Here is a 16946-nt window from a genome sequence, read left to right on the forward strand (position 1 = left end):
ACCCCCACGCACATGGGGAAGACTGTATTGTGCGATGCAATACAACGAAACATTGAGAAACACCCCCACGCACATGGGGAAGACAAAATCCATGCCGCAGACGCTGGGCTCGCTCAGGAAACACCCCCACGCACATGGGGAAGACTTTGGGCTCGATGGCTCCGGGGTGTCCGGACTGGAAACACCCCCACGCACATGGGGAAGACAATTACGAATGTTCGGCATTCCAACCTGACGATGAAACACCCCCACGCACATGGGGAAGACTTAAGCCCCATATGATGCTCTGGGCCATAGTCAGAAACACCCCCACGCACATGGGGAAGACTTTTCAACCCTTCAGCGATGAGGGGCTTTTTTAGAAACACCCCCACGCACATGGGGAAGACATACTGCTTATAGTTTGTGTCAAGTCCTGCCTGGAAACACCCCCACGCACATGGGGAAGACACAATGACTCCTTTTTCGCTGTGCTTGAATGGAGAAACACCCCCACGCACATGGGGAAGACCTTTGTCGCGATGGAATCCTTCACATCAGGGCAGAAACACCCCCACGCACATGGGGAAGACCCTTTTAAATCAACAACCGCGTCCTCCTCAATGGAAACACCCCCACGCACATGGGGAAGACGAAAGCATCCGGGCAATCAACACTCATGCGAAAGAAACACCCCCACGCACATGGGGAAGACTTACGCTGCAAAAACCACGATTACGGGCAAGTAGAAACACCCCCACGCACATGGGGAAGACCCTCCGCTCTCGGCGTGCTCAAGCGTGACGTCAGAAACACCCCCACGCACATGGGGAAGACATTCGGCCTGCAAAGTGACGTGCGCTCCTTCAAGAAACACCCCCACGCACATGGGGAAGACTGTCAATCCAATCACCACTCATCGTTCAACGTAGAAACACCCCCACGCACATGGGGAAGACTGCTAGGAACTCTCGAAAATGAGTGATTAGTAGGAAACACCCCCACGCACATGGGGAAGACACCCCCATTACCCTGGACAAGCTGAGTGACGTAGAAACACCCCCACGCACATGGGGAAGACGCTGCATCAAGTACTCATAATCCCACTCTTTGAGAAACACCCCCACGCACATGGGGAAGACTCTTCCTTGGCATTGCAAGCCAGTTTATCAACGGAAACACCCCCACGCACATGGGGAAGACGGTGGGCTCATAAAGACAGAGGTTTCAGTGCCAGAAACACCCCCACGCACATGGGGAAGACTCTCAATACTGAATCTGGCCCAAACTACTATCTGGAAACACCCCCACGCACATGGGGAAGACTTCCTCCGGTGGATCGGAAGATGGATCGACAAGGAAACACCCCCACGCACATGGGGAAGACCGGCAAAAAACCGGCAAATTTCTCACCACACAAGAAACACCCCCACGCACATGGGGAAGACAGATTATATCACGACGGACGGCGGTCTGCTTTAGAAACACCCCCACGCACATGGGGAAGACAGCCGGATGGAGAGGAGGCTCAGGATAGTAATGGAAACACCCCCACGCACATGGGGAAGACAATGTATCAATCAATCATAACGGAAAGGACTCAGAAACACCCCCACGCACATGGGGAAGACGCCTGTGCCATAAGCCCCTTCAGGGCCGACAAGGAAACACCCCCACGCACATGGGGAAGACCTTTCCTTTTAAAAAGTCTCATCCACGCTCCTGGAAACACCCCCACGCACATGGGGAAGACGGTTTGTTCCGAGTATCGCATTGAGCCAAGTGGGAAACACCCCCACGCACATGGGGAAGACGAAAGCTTTGCGCTCAGCACCTTACCGGCGGCGGAAACACCCCCACGCACATGGGGAAGACCTCCTCTCTGTCCGTATCACTCATAGTCTCAAAGAAACACCCCCACGCACATGGGGAAGACACCGGCTTTCTTATTCTCTTTGTCCTTGATTTAGAAACACCCCCACGCACATGGGGAAGACCAACACCAGATTTTGGCGTAGAACCAACTCCAAGAAACACCCCCACGCACATGGGGAAGACAGAGTGACTACAAAAAGCATCAATCAAAAATAAGAAACACCCCCACGCACATGGGGAAGACCTGAGACAAGAAAGCTGTGCAAATTTGCTGACGGAAACACCCCCACGCACATGGGGAAGACACACGGAAAGTCAGTGTGCGAAGCGATCCGCAAGAAACACCCCCACGCACATGGGGAAGACGGTCTCTGTAAATCGCTTTGACATCTCACCCTGGAAACACCCCCACGCACATGGGGAAGACCGGTCAGGCCGTTCAGCACTGCGACCTGAATCAGAAACACCCCCACGCACATGGGGAAGACTCCATGCAAGAACTGCCCCGGCAACGCTGTCTAGAAACACCCCCACGCACATGGGGAAGACTCCAGCGGACTGCAGATATGCTGCACGAAAGTAGAAACACCCCCACGCACATGGGGAAGACACTGGATTTCACTGGACCTTCAGGTTTCTCCGGGAGTTTTTTTAGGCTGAATAACAGGCACAAAACTCTTTTCAATCACCAACGGCATCCCGGATAACTCAATCACATCTCTGCGAGTGTCACCAAGTCCATAAATTTCATATCCGGGCGGAGTGTTGCTGCTATTGAAAATCATCAATCCGGATTCAGGTGGGCAGTATTTGTGCAAATAATCTATAACTTTTTTTGCCACAGAGTCTTTGATACCTGAAACAAACATGTTAGCACGTGGTTCTACAAACCAAAGTTTCATTCGTCCGCGCACTGCGGGCGGCAGATCATTGGCAATTACAACCAGCATTATTGCTTCCCGAGCATTTCTTCAATATCCGGCCCGATACAAGCAAGCAGGTCCATATCAATCACTCTTCGACGGAACTCTGTAGCGGTCTTATGGCGGTCATAGGAACCGGCCATGTTAACTGTCAATGAAAAAGCAAGATCAATTGAAAGTTCCTCTTTGTATAAATCGGCCATATCATAGACAAATGGCAATGGGCTGCCTGAGTGTATGAAACCAATATGTGGAGAGTAACCCATACTGTGGACAGCAGAACAAATAATACCATAGAGGGCAGCATTTGCTGAGGTCAGGATTCTATTGGTTACATCACCCATCTCAAACTTGCCGGGAGTGAATTGCCGACCCTTCCACCCAACCTTGTACTTTATAGCTTTTTTCTCATAGAGTTGACGAACACGCAAACCCTCCATTCCCATCAGTTGATGAAGGGTTTTGTTTTCCAGTTTCTCTCCGGGAAACCTTCGTTTAAACATACGGGCAGCAACTTTCAGTGATTTATCGGGGTCAGCCGAGAGTAACATCTGCCGCCGAAAATTCCGGGTGTCGCTTGTTGGCGTCTGCCCGGCGGCAAAAAAAATAAGACTGTCTTCGCCAACCCAGCATAATCCACAATTTGAAGCAGACATTACTTTGACGGCTTCATGGGTAACGGTTGTGCCCGGCCCAAGTAACAAACAATTGAGCATCGCAACCGGCAACCGGACGACGTTCCCATCACAGTCTATCCACTTGATACTGCTATCATCAATTTCCAGTCTGCCTCGTTCAAGATAGACAAAAGGGTATTTATCTTTGACCTGCGGCAACGTGTCGCGCGTAATCTTAATCAACAGCCGTTGTGCAGCACCATCTTTTACAGGAAGTTCAGACATGGTCGTCAACTGTAATTATTGTTACCCTGCGTTCTCTGTACAACTTGTTTTCACCAAACTGGATTGGCACATCATTCAGAACAATGGATTCTCCATCGTGCTCTCCATCCAAAACCCTGAAATCCTCCACCAGCTTTTTTTCTTGCGCTACCTCGATAGCGCGAACTATAGCTGCGGATTCTGAAGCAAAAGATCCTTGATAGATGAAATCCGTAGGCACACAGCACTTTCGGCCCAAATAGATATCCCAGCAAGGATTCGCCAGAGCATCGGCAATAATGGCTGTTTTAGCGACTGGAATTTGCAGAATGGCAGCAAAGGCAGCATCCTGCAGGTAGTAGCGATAGGTTATTTTTGAGCCGCCCCCAACAGCCGCCTTACCATCACTTTTTTTGGGGATCAGGAGCGTTTCCCAAGGGTTCTGGTCATCATAGCCACTCCCAACCATATGGAAATCTCTCAACAAGGCTTCTCTTTCTTTTGATCTTCGAAAGGAGAGTACTGTCTGGCTAAGTGAACCCATCTCCTGCAGCAGTTCTTTCTGCTCACCACCAGCACCAAGGGCACAGCATAGCAGACCGAGTACACCCGATTTTGTTGGGAAATCAAGGGTACCCCTTCGACCGAATCTTGAGTCGGAACCCCATGACTGCAATGGCGCTTCAAGCCAGAGCAAGAGATAGGTGCTACTCATTGAACCTCCGCTACAGATTTTTTCAATTCCTCGATGAGATGGTCAATGCTGAAACCTGCGTCTTCACCAAAAGTAAACTCTTTTTGTTTACCGAATAATGACCCTGCCAAGACCTCTTTTTTAGCCAGATAATCGGTGAGTGCCGTTATGCTTGGTTGAAGATAGCCTCCATCTTTTGCTTTAACGGCTGTTTCAAAAGGCATCTGCAAGCGCTGCCCATTACGGACAAAGATTTTTGCAAATTCCCATGGAGAGGCCCCGGACTGGGTGGTTTGCCTCGCACTTGGAACAGCTACAAAAAGGGCTTTGGTAAACGCTTCAATTGCTTTTTCGAGTCCATCACCAGAAAGAGAAGCCCAAAGCTGGCCAAGATCCAGACTGACATACCGGTAATAAGTCGCTGAATTGAACTCCAGGCTCCCCATGTGAGCGGAACCCTGCTCTTCACTCAGGTCATCAAGAGCGGTAAAAAACTCCACCTCGTTGCTGACTTTATGCGTTGAGATCGCATGAGAGAATGATGCCGCAGCCTCAATGTCGAGTTCACTCGCTTGAGCAACCATACGACCAAACAAGGCAATGTCAAGTCCGTCAAGAGCAGGGTTCAGGGTTTTCTTGGCTACTTTTTGAAGCTCTTTGTCGCTCAGTTTTACTCCGTCAAAACTTTTTTCATTGGCGTAGTCCGCAAAAGCTCGCGCTTCAGATTCACTGAAAAAGAAAAGGGTATCCTTGCTGAATGCTTCGGAAATAATTTTTCCGCATGCGGCACCCTGCTCTTCAGAGGCACCTCTTTCGACGCAAGCTTTAGCAACGAATTCTCCTATTTTTTTCGTGCGGATGCCGAGTTTGATATCAAATTCTTGCATGGCAACCCGTACTTGGCGTTTCCAGCATTGAGAGCTGACACGGGCACGAGTGTTTCCCCCAACTATTGCGGTTTTTGGGGCTCCCACGTCATCACGATTCAGGCAGGTGACAGGAAATGACTGAAGAATGTGGTATTCAATGCGGGTGTTTCTGAAGGGATTCGTGGTGCTCATAATGATTGTGTGGTTAGTTTGTGATTGAAGCTTTTAAAGGGGCTATCTGGAGCAAGCCAAAACCGAATGCCCGGCCTCGCCCGATGCCCTGCTGAAAACTTTTAATGAACAATGAGCGGTCAACTACTTCAAGTTCGCCGATCAACTCAGCCCCGCCATGGGTAACGCTGTGAGTTTGTTTGACAAATTGCTTGACATGAAGAGTTTGCACCTGGAGCGAAGCAGAATGGACTGTGAACCCCCATGAAGCAGGCGCTTTTTCGATGAACCACTGTGCAATCTCATCACGATCTCGAAGAGCTATAAGTTTGCGACTTTTACTATCACGTTTGGTGGGATTGATGACAACCTCAAAACGATAACGATCAAAGGCCATAAACTTATCATCAATCACTTTTGATTCCAGAACTCCGTGCTCAGGTTGGCGAGGCTCTCTGTCCGAAAGCAGAAGTATCAACCGACCGTTGCTGTCACCTCCCTTGTCAGCATAGAGAAACCCGCTCGGAACGCTTGCATTTTTCTCTACCTCGCTTCTCCGGTCTTCAAAGAGGCTATAGACAACCCTGTGCATCGAATAATCATCAGTGACACGCAGCGCTTTAAGATCTTTTGGGCCAAGTCTGAGTATGCTTGCTATCATGCCGCCTCCGTTTTTGCCGCCGAATGGCCATATGTATAAAACTCTTGTGCCCACTGGCTTTTTATTCTTTCGCTCTCCCAATGGAATTTCAGCAGTTGTTCAAGCAGACAGGCATAATTGATAGACGAGTTCCCTCTTGAGGCAATCAAACTGAAGAGCGGGCGGAGAATTCTGCACGCCTCTTCGACTGAGTCACAGGCAAGCAGACGACGCAGTTTTGCTTTTGCCTGGTCGCTCTGATTACCATCGTCATAACACTTCGCAATGGCCCTGCCGATTCCCTCATTGCCATTATGAGCACTCTTTTCCTTGGCAATTGCAGCAGCAACTGTTGCAAAAGGCAGTCGTTCCCATGGCTTTTCCAGATCAATGTTGAAGGCGGCCAAATACTCCCAGCTCTGGTATTCAGTTGCAGGGTTGTCGGCCCGCTTGAGAGCCGCAGCAACGCCCTTGTTCTTTGCGATCCGGTCTATTATGTACGCTACAAATGCCTTCGACCTGCTGGTTTTTGTTCCAGGTTCATTCTTCATGGCTTTATATTTTCCGGGTTGAGGTAATTGATAAGATTTGGCCGGTTTTTTGCCCACGCATCAATCTGCCGTGCGCTCTCTTTGGGGCAAAAAGTGTCGTAAGCTTTTATTGCTGACTGTGCGAATATTTTCCTTACTCTTACGGTGTCATGAGGAGGAGCACAGGCATCAACCAGATTCTGAAAACGACGCTCGCAGAGTTCCCAGAACAAAGTCGAAGCTTGACCTGCCAGGCTGGCATCAGTCATATTCTGTGCCTTAAAAAAGCCATTTGTTGCCGACCATACCGTCTTGGACAATTTGTCGAGTGCATCCATCTCTACCTGCAGTTGATGGTACCATGGTTCCCCGAGAATAGCGCAATCAAGAAAAATAAGTGATTCAACAAAATCATCATCCTGCTTGACCGATTGATCGCCTGCGTTTGTGCTTACCTTGAGACCTCCTGACCAAATACCAATCTGCTCGTACCTGCTGCGGAAGCGAACCAGACCGTACCGGATAAACTGGCAATCATAACTCTGACCACTGCCAGCACTCATAAATGCGAGCAACGAAACAAGCTCTCGCCATGGGCGCTTGTTTGGATCAATCCACTTGATTTTTGGAGTTGCGCCTCCTGCATCTACAGCCATGCTTGGCTCCCGCCAGCCCTCTTTGTGGCTTGGGTACTGCAAACCCTCTACGTAATAGATCCCATCCCCTTCAAGCAAAACAAAACGAGATATTGAAACAAGAGTCGCCATATAGGAAAGTTTCAGGTTCTGCGCTATCGAACAATTCTCTCCTTTCGGCATCACTTCCCATGGTGCACTTCCCAATCCTGTAGTCCAGTATGCGTTCTCCTTTATCCGTTCGTGTGAGAGAAGATTCAGTAGAAGGGTGTCGATGAGGGTTTCACCAACAAGAATAGAATGGAGATAACCAATATAATTCCCAATACTTGGAGCTGCTTTTGCCGACCCTGTTTTACCAACATATCCATCAGTTAAGATATCAAGGTTTTTTTCGGTACGCTTTCCACCCAGAGCAAAGTTCATGAGCGAGACAACGAATAACGCCTTGTCAGCATCTGACAAGACCTTGGGCACCTGATACTGGGTGAGGATAGTATTATTCTCAGCAGGAAGATCGGGATAGAATCCCATCCCTAATGATTTTGGTTTTGCACTCGCTTCGGCATTCCGCTCCCCAGCCTTGTTGGTGGCAGTATGAAGATCATTCCGTTTCCGTCGCTCAACGAGGCCGCTTATGGCTGGCATTTGCAAAAAGGGTTTTTCTCCGTAAAGCCAGAATCTGTCATACCACTTTTCAAGGTACTCCAAGCACTTTTGGGCAAGATCAAAAGTCTCGATGGTTTCCAGAACCTCATCGTCTTCAGGTGTCAATGCGGCTTGAGCAATAGCGAGTAAAAGCTTGGTCATGGCCATTTTCTGCAAGGGATTGCCGCCGAGTCCACGATTGCTGGCGTCACTGAATATCTGGCGCAGGCTCAATCGGCCCTTGTCGATAACAGGTATCCATGGCTCGTCAATCAGATTAAATCGATTTTCAAGGGTCATATCAATGGTGTTGCCTGGTTTATTTTTTTTTAGAACAATAACCGAGTCTAGGACTGTAGCTGAGTCTATACGACGTTGATGCATCTTGACCATTCAGGGATTTCAATTCACCATCCTGGCCGACAATTGCTACACGAAGCAGACTCTCGTCATACGAGCTATCACCGAGATAGAAATAACCTTTAAGCCACTCGAGGCTCTTCATAGGCGATGCTTCCGGGGCAAGGTAGTCGGCAACATGCAGTGTTTGTTGTGCAAGTGCTGCTGCCAGCAAACGCTGAGCCATTCTGCCTTTTGGTCGCGATTGTAATGGCAGAAAAATGTCGCTTCCATCCAATAGCCTCACTGTTGTCCCTCCCCGTTCTCGGTCAATGCGCACAGATTGCAAAAGCAGAACTTCCACACTCTCCTGTTCACTGTATCGGGTGCTTGCCTTGCTTTCAGGTAACGTTCTGGAACCTGCTGATATGCCGCCCAAAGCTAATCGTTCAAGCACCTCACGCTTTCTACGGAGTATTTCTTTTTGTTTGAGTAGCAGCGGGTTTTCATCATCTTTTTCCTGATAAGTAGCCTCAATCAGATCGCGTATCTGGTCAGGAATTACCAGCTCAGTGATGCCACTCCAGACCTCCAAGGTGCGCAGAAGAACATAGGGGCTGTATACTTTGGCAGTAAGGCCAAATTCTTTTTCGGGGTGCTCCAGAGCATTGACGTATTCCGGTTTTAGTATCCATACTTCACAAAGAGAGCCGCTTGGGCGAACGGTTTCGCTGTTCCGCCATAGCCTCCCGATTCTCTGGAGGAGCATATCTGTCGGACAAATTTTTGTCACCAAAAAGTCTGCATCAATATCAAGAGATTGCTCCAACACTTGAGTCCCAACCAGTATCCGTCCATTTTGACGTCGAAGTTCACTGTTACCCTTGCCGTACCGGGTAACCCAATACTCCTCATGGCCTTCTCGATCCGTTTTCAAAAAACGGGAATGCAAAAGACCGCACTCAATCCCCAGCCCATCAGCTCGGGCCGCCAAAATACTGAATGTACGTTGAGCCTCAGCAACCGTATTTTCTATCCAGAGTACCTGTTGGCCTCCTTCAGCCCTTGTCAGCGCCTCTTCCAGAGCTGTATCGGGAGTTGAAAACGATTGAATGCTGACGACAATTTTACCCGGAACAGTTGTGGTTGTTTCTATTGGAGAATCATCATCACTTCTCTTGACGGTTAGCAATGGATATGAATCATTGGAAACCGCTTGCGTTAAAAGCTTTTCACGCCTCTCTTTGGTCAATGTTGCGCTAAGAATGATAACGGTACACTGTAGTGCGCGAAGGGTTTCAACAAGTTGATCAAGGATGGTGCCGGTATAGGCATCATAAGAATGTACCTCGTCGAGAATGACTACCTTTCCGGCAAGACCGAATGCCCTGACAAAGCCATGCTTCACATTCATCACGGCCATCAGCGCCTGATCGATAGTGCCTACGGCAAAAGGGGCAAGAATACCCCGTTTACCTACACTGAACCAACTACCTCCAGCGCCACCATCTTCGCCCATCTCGATCTCTTTCAGCCATGCATTGCCGTGCAGCAAAAGAGCCCGGCGATGGGGGCATTCAGATGTCAATATTTTCTTCAAAAAGTCATTAACCCTGTCATGAATCTTGTTGGAGGTTAACTGTGTTGGCAGAGCAAAGTAGAATCCTGTTGCTTGTCCGGCAGCTATAATGGAATAGGCAGCATAAAGTGCCGCTTCAGTTTTACCTATACCCATTGGAGCTTCAAGAATATAGGTGCCGGGCATCTTTGCATTCTCGATAAGCAACTCCTGAATTCCTCGTGGTTTAAAACCGAATATATTATTGAATCCAAGCCCTTTGACAATTGTCGGTGTCACAAACCCTGCGGCATCAACGGCACCCTTGATCAGCGGTTGCCAAGCTACGTCAGGGTTATCAAAATCAGGTCCTGATCCGATCCAGTCTGCTACCGTTGTAAGGCCGGCAACAGCTTTTGCTTGCAGTGGATTTTTTATTACAGGAAACTCCAATCCTGTTGCCATCTTGATATTTTGAACAAGTTCAACTCTTCTCTCTTGCCAAAGCGTACCTCCAAAAACCTTGTCTTCAGCTACAAGCCCATTTAACTCCGGAGAGTATCCATGATGTTGACCTATGATTTGAGGAATTTGCCACCCGATTTTCAATGCGTGTGCGGTAGCCATGCTGACCCCGGCGTGATAGCCCCAGTTTTTCTCAAGTGCAGGGTTGATGTGGGAGAGGCTTGCCAGAGAATTGGGAACATAGTCGTCTGTTCCACGGTATATTTTTTCCTGGAATGTGGGGCTGACCTTCCCTATATCATGAATTGCAGCGACAAGTTCCGAGCCTTCAGGGAAAAGAGCTGACCGTAAAAAAGATGGTGTTCGCAAAAGGAGTTCCCTCGCAACCTCGCCGACAATTGAGCAATGATCTAAGACATCTCGCCCACCCTCACATTTCTCATTCTCTGACACACGGGTTTTCGCAAGGCACTCCTTAAGCGGCATAGCCTCAGTCAGCTCAGATGAGATATGATCGTTTGACTTCGACTTAGGAGTGCGCATAGGTTCAGATTATTATGGGGAACCACAGACATCAAACAATCAACACAAAGGAAAAGCCCTAAAAATCACCCAATCTCCATTACCGAATTCATCGGCAAATCGGGCAGCTTTTTCGGCAACATGCATAAGATGGGCTTGCAGGTCATGTGCCTCCCATGAACCATCAGGATTTTCCCGAAGATGGGCAACTGATTTATTGTGCATGTGAAGGCATAAGAATGATTGTGGTGGTGAGTCAATGATGCCAGTTTGAACCGCTGAACAGGATCAATTCATGCAAAAGGGATATAAAAACGCATAATCGTAATTCAGGCAACTGACACTTCTTATTTACAAAATATTCACATCAAGCACAAGAAACAGCTTGCGTTACAGGTTTCTGAAGGAAAAGAATAATGCTGGCTGAAGAGATTTTGAATGCAGGATTGAAAAGAAAAGAAAGATGGGGGTGGCGACTTTTTTTCTGCCAATATGCTGTCCCTCCGGGACTCCAGGAAAGCCCCCTCGGGGCGGAATATTGGTAGTACACGATCCACCCAAGCTCAGAGTTTTGTCATCTCGAACCCCAGGTGAGAGATCTCTCCTTGCAGTCGAGATGACCAGAAAAATGGGTATCAATAGGTCATAACCATCCCGCCTATCGACAACCCCGCACCGGTACCGACCAGCAAAAATTTGTCACCCCGTTTAAGTGAGCCATCCCGGACAGCCTGGTAGAGTGTGGCCGGAATGGACGCAGCTACACAGTTGCCGAGCCACTCAAGCGTATGCATGATCTTCTCTTCCGGCCAGCCGAAGCGGCGGAGCATGTGGAGGCCGACTTTGCTTGCCTGATGAGGCACAACAAGATCAATATCGAGCAGGCTTTTCGAAAGTCCCGGAGAGAGCTCTTCGAGAAAGGCTTCATCAACACGGCGTACCATGCGGAGCACGGCGGAGCCGTCCATATGAAAGAGATCGTTATCGGGGTTATGACCCGGTTTTGATGGATGAAGTGCCGAACCGCCTCCCATAATGGTGGTCAGGTAGGCTCCATCGCCCCAGGTTCTGAAATGGGCATGGTGAATTACCGATTGATCACCTTCACCGGATAGGGTGACAACAACCGCCGCAGCGGCATCTCCGACAAGGGTGGCCGACTCGGGCTCCCTGATGTTGATACCGCAGGAGGAGATATCGGAACTGGCAATCAGGATATTGGTATAGCGCCCGGCAGCAAGATAGTTTGCCGCCACATCCATTGCCGCAAGAAAGCTCAGGCAGGTATTGTGCACCGTCATGGAAGGTATTCCGGAACTTCCCAGACCGAGCTGACGCTGGAGCAGCGCGCCCATGTCGGGAATAGCCTGTTCAGCCGTACCTGAGGCGTTGATGATAAGATCGAGTCGATCAGGATCAAGCTGCGCCTCCTCAAGTGCTTCACGCGCTGCCTCCGCAGCCATAAAAGAGGATGTCTCCATACTGACCCACCGTCGCTCGCATACTCCGTTACGTCGCTCTACCCAGCCGGCAGGAAGCCCGCAAATTGCTTCCAGTTCGGAGCTCCGGACAATACGCTGAGGGAGATAACGGCCAACGCCGATGATTCTGAGCGGGAGGTTTACTTCCATCTTGCTTCACCCTTCCCTTTTGCGCATGAGTTCAACAAGCTCCGTTGTTCTGGAAGCCTGTTTTTCAACCGCTGCAATCAGATGCTCCATGTCGCTTCGCCTCTCCCGCTCCGTTACCGTATCGAAGAGTATCGGCTTCTGGAACCCTTCGGAAAGTCTGAAAATCCGGAAGCAGCTTCTGATCAGCTGAAAATAGAGAAGCGGCAGCAGCAGCTCTGCAAGGAAAAAAGGCAACTCCTGATAGTAGAGGATAAAACCCTCCCAGTCACCGATGAACAGGGCGCTCCAGCGAACAAAAAAGTAGAGATAGAGTACCGGATGAAAGCAGAGGAAAAGACGCATGATACGCGACTGCCGCTCAAGCGGAGGATCGTGCTCGTATTTTGAGAGCAGCCAGGGAAAATGGCCAACGGTCATAGCGGCGCTCCGGTCATTAAGATAACGCGCCCCCTGAAGGGCCGAATCAATAAAGATCGCAACAAGACTCAGCAGCCCGGAAGAGAGAACCGTGGCAAGAAAGGCATAGGTCAGAGCATCAAACTTGAAGGAGCCCGAAAGATAGGGAAGGGTGATTGATGTCGGTTTGATGACAATAAAGAGCAGCGCAATACCGGCAAGTACCAGTGAAAAGGTATGCAGCTTGCGGGCATGCTTGAGGCTCTCGATAACCGCTTCGACATTGGAACCCTGCATCGAATTTCCCGGAGGATCAATGCGCATGAGAGCTGCCGAATCGGTTTCGGGCGAATAAAAACCGTTGACGCCGATACTGCACCCCTTAAGCGCAGTGTAACGGGTGGCGGTATCAATGGTACTTTTACTGAGATTGGATCGAGAGAGATTCGCTCCGCTCAGGTCCGCACCCCTTAAGTCAGCTCCACTGAGATCAGCACCGGTTAGGTCAGCGTTCGTGAGCAGAGCATGCTGAAGCTTCGTGCAGCTCAGGTTAACCTCTCCGAGAGTTCTGCCCTGAAGAGCTGCGCCTTCAAGGTCCGGTGTAACTTCAGGATTTTCCTGTCGCCACCCGTTCCAGACATCTACGCCCTTTTCAAGAATAACCAGATGTTCCGGTTTTATCATAACCACTTCTATTATTTCATGTTACCATTATCTGTTATCTCCCCGTCCGGCGTTTTACCAACATAGAGAAGAATCGCCCTGAAGAGTGACGCACTGTGAACAGCCTGCTCAAGAGCTTCCGATCTGGTCATATCCCTGTTTTCAATACGCATCCGGTTGCCAAGCTTGCGGGAAATTTCTGCAACACGGGCGATCTCGATGGCAAGGTCAGCTTCACCTGCAAGAGTTATATTGTAGATACTCCGCCTGATGAGACCGATACATTTCAGAGCCTCACCTTCGATAATGCCGTCGTTTTTCGAATGCCGTTCCCTGTTGAAAGCATCATAAGCACTATTATGCAGTGGCATGGAGAGGTCAGCAATGTAGTGGGCAGCAAATACAAGTGGATAGTCTGCATATTTCCCTGTAGCCTTGAGTGCACGATAATCACGAACCGAGCCGATGATCGCTCCATAAAGATGGCCCTCCTGGTCATCTGGATCATTGAAGCGCTGAAGCTGATCCATCGCCATTATCTCATTAACCGGTACCGCCCCGTTGTTATTGAAATAGTGGTTTTTCTCCTCAATCTTTCTGAATGCCTCCCTCGACTTCACTACATCCGGAGCTGCTGCGCTGTACCAGCGATCAAATCCCGATGCACGGGCAATTGCCAGATGGGTTTTGTCATGCCATCCGTATACCGGCAGCGTGGTTAAAAAGAAAAGAAGGGCGGTTAAAACCGGCACAACACGTTGCATGATGTTATGGTGCATACCGGCCTCACTCTCTTGTTGAGGGGTGCCTGCAAAGGTGGCTCCCGTCAGTTGATGGATACACAACAAGGTACGCACATTCGTCTCAATGCAAAAACCATTCGACCCTCAAAAAGCGGGCTCAGGAAAGCCGAAAGCCATCAAGCCGACATGTCGAGCATGCGTCGGATAGGCTTCAGGGCAGCACGCTGAAGCCCTTCGGGCACGGTAATTTCAGGTGACCGGTTCAGCATGCAGTGATAGAGCTTCTGAAGGGTATTCTGCTTCATCTGTGTACAGAGGCTGTGGGGATTATTGCTATCCTTGGGGGCCGGAATAAAAACTTTCCCCGGAGAACGCTCATGCATCTCATAGAGAATTCCCGGTTCGGTCGCAACAATAAAGCTTTGAGCTGAACTTGACTCCGTATACTGCAGAAGAGCCTGTGTGGAACCGATAAAGGAGGCATGGCTCAGCACCTCTTCGCGGCATTCGGGATGGGCAATCAACTCCGCATCCGGATGCTCCCGGCATGCCTGGAGAATATAGGGCTCGGTAAAGGCATCGTGCACATAACAGCAACCCTGCCAGAGAAACATCTCCCTGTGGAGTTTGCGTGCCAGATAGCCTCCGAGATTTTTGTCAGGTGCAAAAATGATCGACTGCTCTTCGGGAATCTGACGAATAATCTGCTCGGCATTGGAAGAGGTACAGGTAATATCCGACAGCGCCTTGATTTCGGCGGTCGAATTGATATAGGTGATAACCAGGGCCTCCGGGTGCGACTCCTTGAACTTCCTGAACTCAACGGGCGGGCAACTGTCTGCCAGAGGGCACCCTGCATGGGAGTCAGGCATCAGAACCAGTTTTCCGGGATTAAGCAGCTTGGCTGTTTCCGCCATAAAATAGACCCCGGCAAAAACAATCACATCCGCACTGTTTTTTTCAGCCGCCCGGGCCAGAGCGAGGCTGTCGCCAACAATATCTGCGACCTGCTGCACCTCGGGAACCGTATAGTAGTGTGCAAGAATCAGGGCATTCATCTCTTTTTTCAGCACACTGATCCGCTGAAAAAGCTCTTCATGCAAAAGGGTGCCGTCAACGGCTCCGGCGGAAACAAAATCTCTGGTCATAATATGATATACAATCGGTTGCGAGCCTCGAGGTACGGTATTGAGGAAGCAGAAAAAAACTGATGGGTAAAATTATTACATGTTGCAGAAATCCGGCACTGCATCAGGAAATTTCCGGATCATTTGAGATAGTAGTCAAGATCGTCATCTTCCCTGATCAGAAGCAGAATGGCCGAATTGGGTACGATAATGTATCGTTCCTCTTCATACTCAATCTCATAGGAGCTGTTCTGGATAAAAATAGCCAGATCACCGACTTTTGCCTGAAGCGGAATATACTGCGCCGCCGTTACCCTCTCTTTCCATGGTTCGTCAGACTCCGGAGGGGGACCTATCGGATAGCCCGGCCCTGTTTTTATAACATAGCCGCTCTGGATTTTCTCTTTTTCCTGGACTCCGGGAGGAAGATAGATACCTGACTTGGTTCTGTCATCAAGAGATTTTGGTTTGATTAATACTCTATCGCCGACAACAACAAATTTATCTGTTATATTCACATTTTGAGTCATATGTTTCTCTTGACCTGTTTACCGCAGCTCTATGCGGTGGATGAGGAAAATGTAATAAAAAATAAGTGTCAGGCAAATCCTGAGCCTTTGGTTCCATAGTTTGATAAAGAGGCATTAAAAAAACCGGATGCAAAGCTGCCGGAATCCCGATTAAAAGGTCAAATCGGACCACCTGAAGAAAACCGTAACCGTATCCATGAGGCCAGGTGCTGCCAAACCTCTGCGCTCATAATCTCAACACAGCAGCTCTCCATATATATAACCGGAAACTCGAACGTGCGGAAGTTTTTCAATGTATTTAGCCGGCACAATACCTGGCTGCTCTTTGCAGTCTATTGTGCTATCTCGATTTTTTTCATAAAGCTCCAGAATGATGATACTATTACCAGAGTACGGACCGGGGGCATTGAGTTCAGCGCTTTCATAACCGACAAACTTTTAAGCTATAGCTACCTGCTGAACCTGAAGCAGGAAAATGACCGGTTGATGCAGGTAAACACCGATCTTCTTGCAAGAGTGATCAACCTTGATGCGGCAGTAACGGATGAGAGAAACAGCCGGAAAATTACGGCAGACAGCACGCTCGATGCGTCCAGCTTCATCATGGCACGGGTTGTAAGCCGAAGGTTCAGCGATCGGGAGAACATGCTCCTGATTGATGCCGGATGGAAAAAAGGGATCAGAAAGGATATGACGGTTCTGACTCCCCAGGGACTTGTTGGAAGAGTAACAACCGTCTCGGAGAATTATGCAAAGGTTATGCCAGTTATCCACACGGATTTCAAGGTCTGTGTTGTTTCCGATAAAAGCAGCAGCAGCGGCGTACTCTCCTGGAGTGGCGGCCGGGAGTTCATCGCCCAGATGGAGCATGTCCCGATCAGCAGCAGCCTCAAGGTAAATGAGGAGATTGTCACCTCTGACTTCAGTACTTTTTCGGCCAGAGGAATTCCAGTCGGACGGGTAGTGCGTATCACTCCCGATAAACTCTTCTACACCGTAGATGTCCGGCTTGCCGTTGATTTTTCATCCCTGAGTCAGGTTCTTGTTGCTCCGCTTAAAATCGAGCCGGAAAAAACCATCATGACCAGCGACAATACAACAGAAGAGCCTCTCCCTTAATTTTCAAG

The 16946-nt window shown here is 49.3% G+C and carries 15 protein-coding genes and 1 CRISPR repeat array (1 of these 16 only partly in view); of the genes, 1 reads left to right on the top strand and 14 read right to left on the bottom strand.

Going from position 1 to position 16946, the window contains the following annotated elements; genetic code table 11:
• Positions 1-2464: direct repeats of the CRISPR family, unit length 28 nt; unit sequence GAAACACCCCCACGCACATGGGGAAGAC (it extends 372 nt beyond the left edge of the window).
• Positions 2465-2483: 19 nt separating this feature from the next.
• From cas2e to G9409_RS08795, 14 genes are all read right to left on the bottom strand, one after another.
• Complete coding sequence (gene cas2e, locus G9409_RS08730; RefSeq protein ID WP_166808403.1) at positions 2484-2804, bottom strand: type I-E CRISPR-associated endoribonuclease Cas2e; 321 nt, start codon at positions 2802-2804, stop codon at positions 2484-2486.
• Positions 2804-3679 (bottom strand): type I-E CRISPR-associated endonuclease Cas1e, encoded by an 876-nt coding sequence (cas1e, locus tag G9409_RS08735; protein WP_166808404.1) that lies wholly within the window; start codon positions 3677-3679, stop codon positions 2804-2806. Before cas1e ends, cas2e begins: the two co-directional genes overlap by 1 nt.
• Positions 3672-4373, bottom strand: coding sequence for a type I-E CRISPR-associated protein Cas5/CasD (gene cas5e / locus G9409_RS08740; RefSeq protein ID WP_166808405.1), 702 nt, complete (start codon positions 4371-4373; stop codon positions 3672-3674). Before cas5e ends, cas1e begins: the two co-directional genes overlap by 8 nt.
• The gene (cas7e, locus tag G9409_RS08745) at positions 4370-5413 is read right to left on the bottom strand and encodes a type I-E CRISPR-associated protein Cas7/Cse4/CasC (RefSeq protein ID WP_166808406.1); all 1044 of its coding nucleotides are present in this window, start codon (positions 5411-5413) and stop codon (positions 4370-4372) included. The genes cas5e and cas7e overlap by 4 nt, the downstream gene beginning before the upstream one ends.
• 13 nt (positions 5414-5426) lie before the next feature.
• Positions 5427-6053 carry a type I-E CRISPR-associated protein Cas6/Cse3/CasE gene (gene cas6e, locus G9409_RS08750; protein WP_166808407.1) on the bottom strand — a complete coding sequence of 209 codons (627 nt, stop codon included), beginning with the start codon at positions 6051-6053 and terminating at the stop codon, positions 5427-5429.
• Entirely contained in the window at positions 6050-6583 is a 534-nt protein-coding gene (gene casB / locus G9409_RS08755) for a type I-E CRISPR-associated protein Cse2/CasB (protein ID WP_166808408.1), read from the bottom strand. The genes cas6e and casB overlap by 4 nt, the downstream gene beginning before the upstream one ends.
• Positions 6580-8145 (bottom strand): type I-E CRISPR-associated protein Cse1/CasA, encoded by a 1566-nt coding sequence (casA, locus tag G9409_RS08760; protein WP_166808409.1) that lies wholly within the window; start codon positions 8143-8145, stop codon positions 6580-6582. The genes casB and casA overlap by 4 nt, the downstream gene beginning before the upstream one ends.
• A 19-nt stretch (positions 8146-8164) precedes the next feature.
• Positions 8165-10750 carry a CRISPR-associated helicase Cas3' gene (gene cas3, locus G9409_RS08765; RefSeq protein WP_166808410.1) on the bottom strand — a complete coding sequence of 862 codons (2586 nt, stop codon included), beginning with the start codon at positions 10748-10750 and terminating at the stop codon, positions 8165-8167.
• Between the two features lie 39 nt (positions 10751-10789).
• On the bottom strand, positions 10790-10954 hold the full coding sequence (locus tag G9409_RS08770; protein ID WP_208019695.1) for a hypothetical protein: 165 nt from the start codon (positions 10952-10954) through the stop codon (positions 10790-10792).
• Positions 10955-11364: 410 nt separating this feature from the next.
• Positions 11365-12360: a 3-oxoacyl-[acyl-carrier-protein] synthase III C-terminal domain-containing protein gene (locus tag G9409_RS08775; protein WP_166808411.1), complete on the bottom strand. Its 996-nt coding sequence runs from the start codon at positions 12358-12360 to the stop codon at positions 11365-11367.
• Positions 12361-12366: 6 nt separating this feature from the next.
• The gene (locus G9409_RS08780) at positions 12367-13440 is read right to left on the bottom strand and encodes a pentapeptide repeat-containing protein (protein ID WP_166808412.1); all 1074 of its coding nucleotides are present in this window, start codon (positions 13438-13440) and stop codon (positions 12367-12369) included.
• 11 nt (positions 13441-13451) lie between these two features.
• Positions 13452-14183 (bottom strand): hypothetical protein, encoded by a 732-nt coding sequence (locus G9409_RS08785; protein WP_166808440.1) that lies wholly within the window; start codon positions 14181-14183, stop codon positions 13452-13454.
• Between the two features lie 155 nt (positions 14184-14338).
• A complete protein-coding gene (nadA, locus tag G9409_RS08790; RefSeq protein ID WP_166808413.1) occupies positions 14339-15310 on the bottom strand; it encodes a quinolinate synthase NadA in 972 nt (323 codons plus the stop codon).
• A 119-nt stretch (positions 15311-15429) separates the two neighbouring features.
• On the bottom strand, positions 15430-15819 hold the full coding sequence (locus G9409_RS08795; RefSeq protein ID WP_006366408.1) for a co-chaperone GroES family protein: 390 nt from the start codon (positions 15817-15819) through the stop codon (positions 15430-15432).
• A 276-nt stretch (positions 15820-16095) separates the two neighbouring features.
• Between G9409_RS08795 and mreC the strand changes: the two genes are divergently transcribed.
• Positions 16096-16938, top strand: coding sequence for a rod shape-determining protein MreC (mreC, locus tag G9409_RS08800; RefSeq protein WP_166808414.1), 843 nt, complete (start codon positions 16096-16098; stop codon positions 16936-16938).
• The last annotated feature ends 8 nt before the right edge of the window (positions 16939-16946 follow it).

This window comes from Candidatus Chlorobium masyuteum (assembly GCF_011601315.1).
GTDB classification, from domain to species: domain Bacteria; phylum Bacteroidota; class Chlorobiia; order Chlorobiales; family Chlorobiaceae; genus Chlorobium; species Chlorobium masyuteum.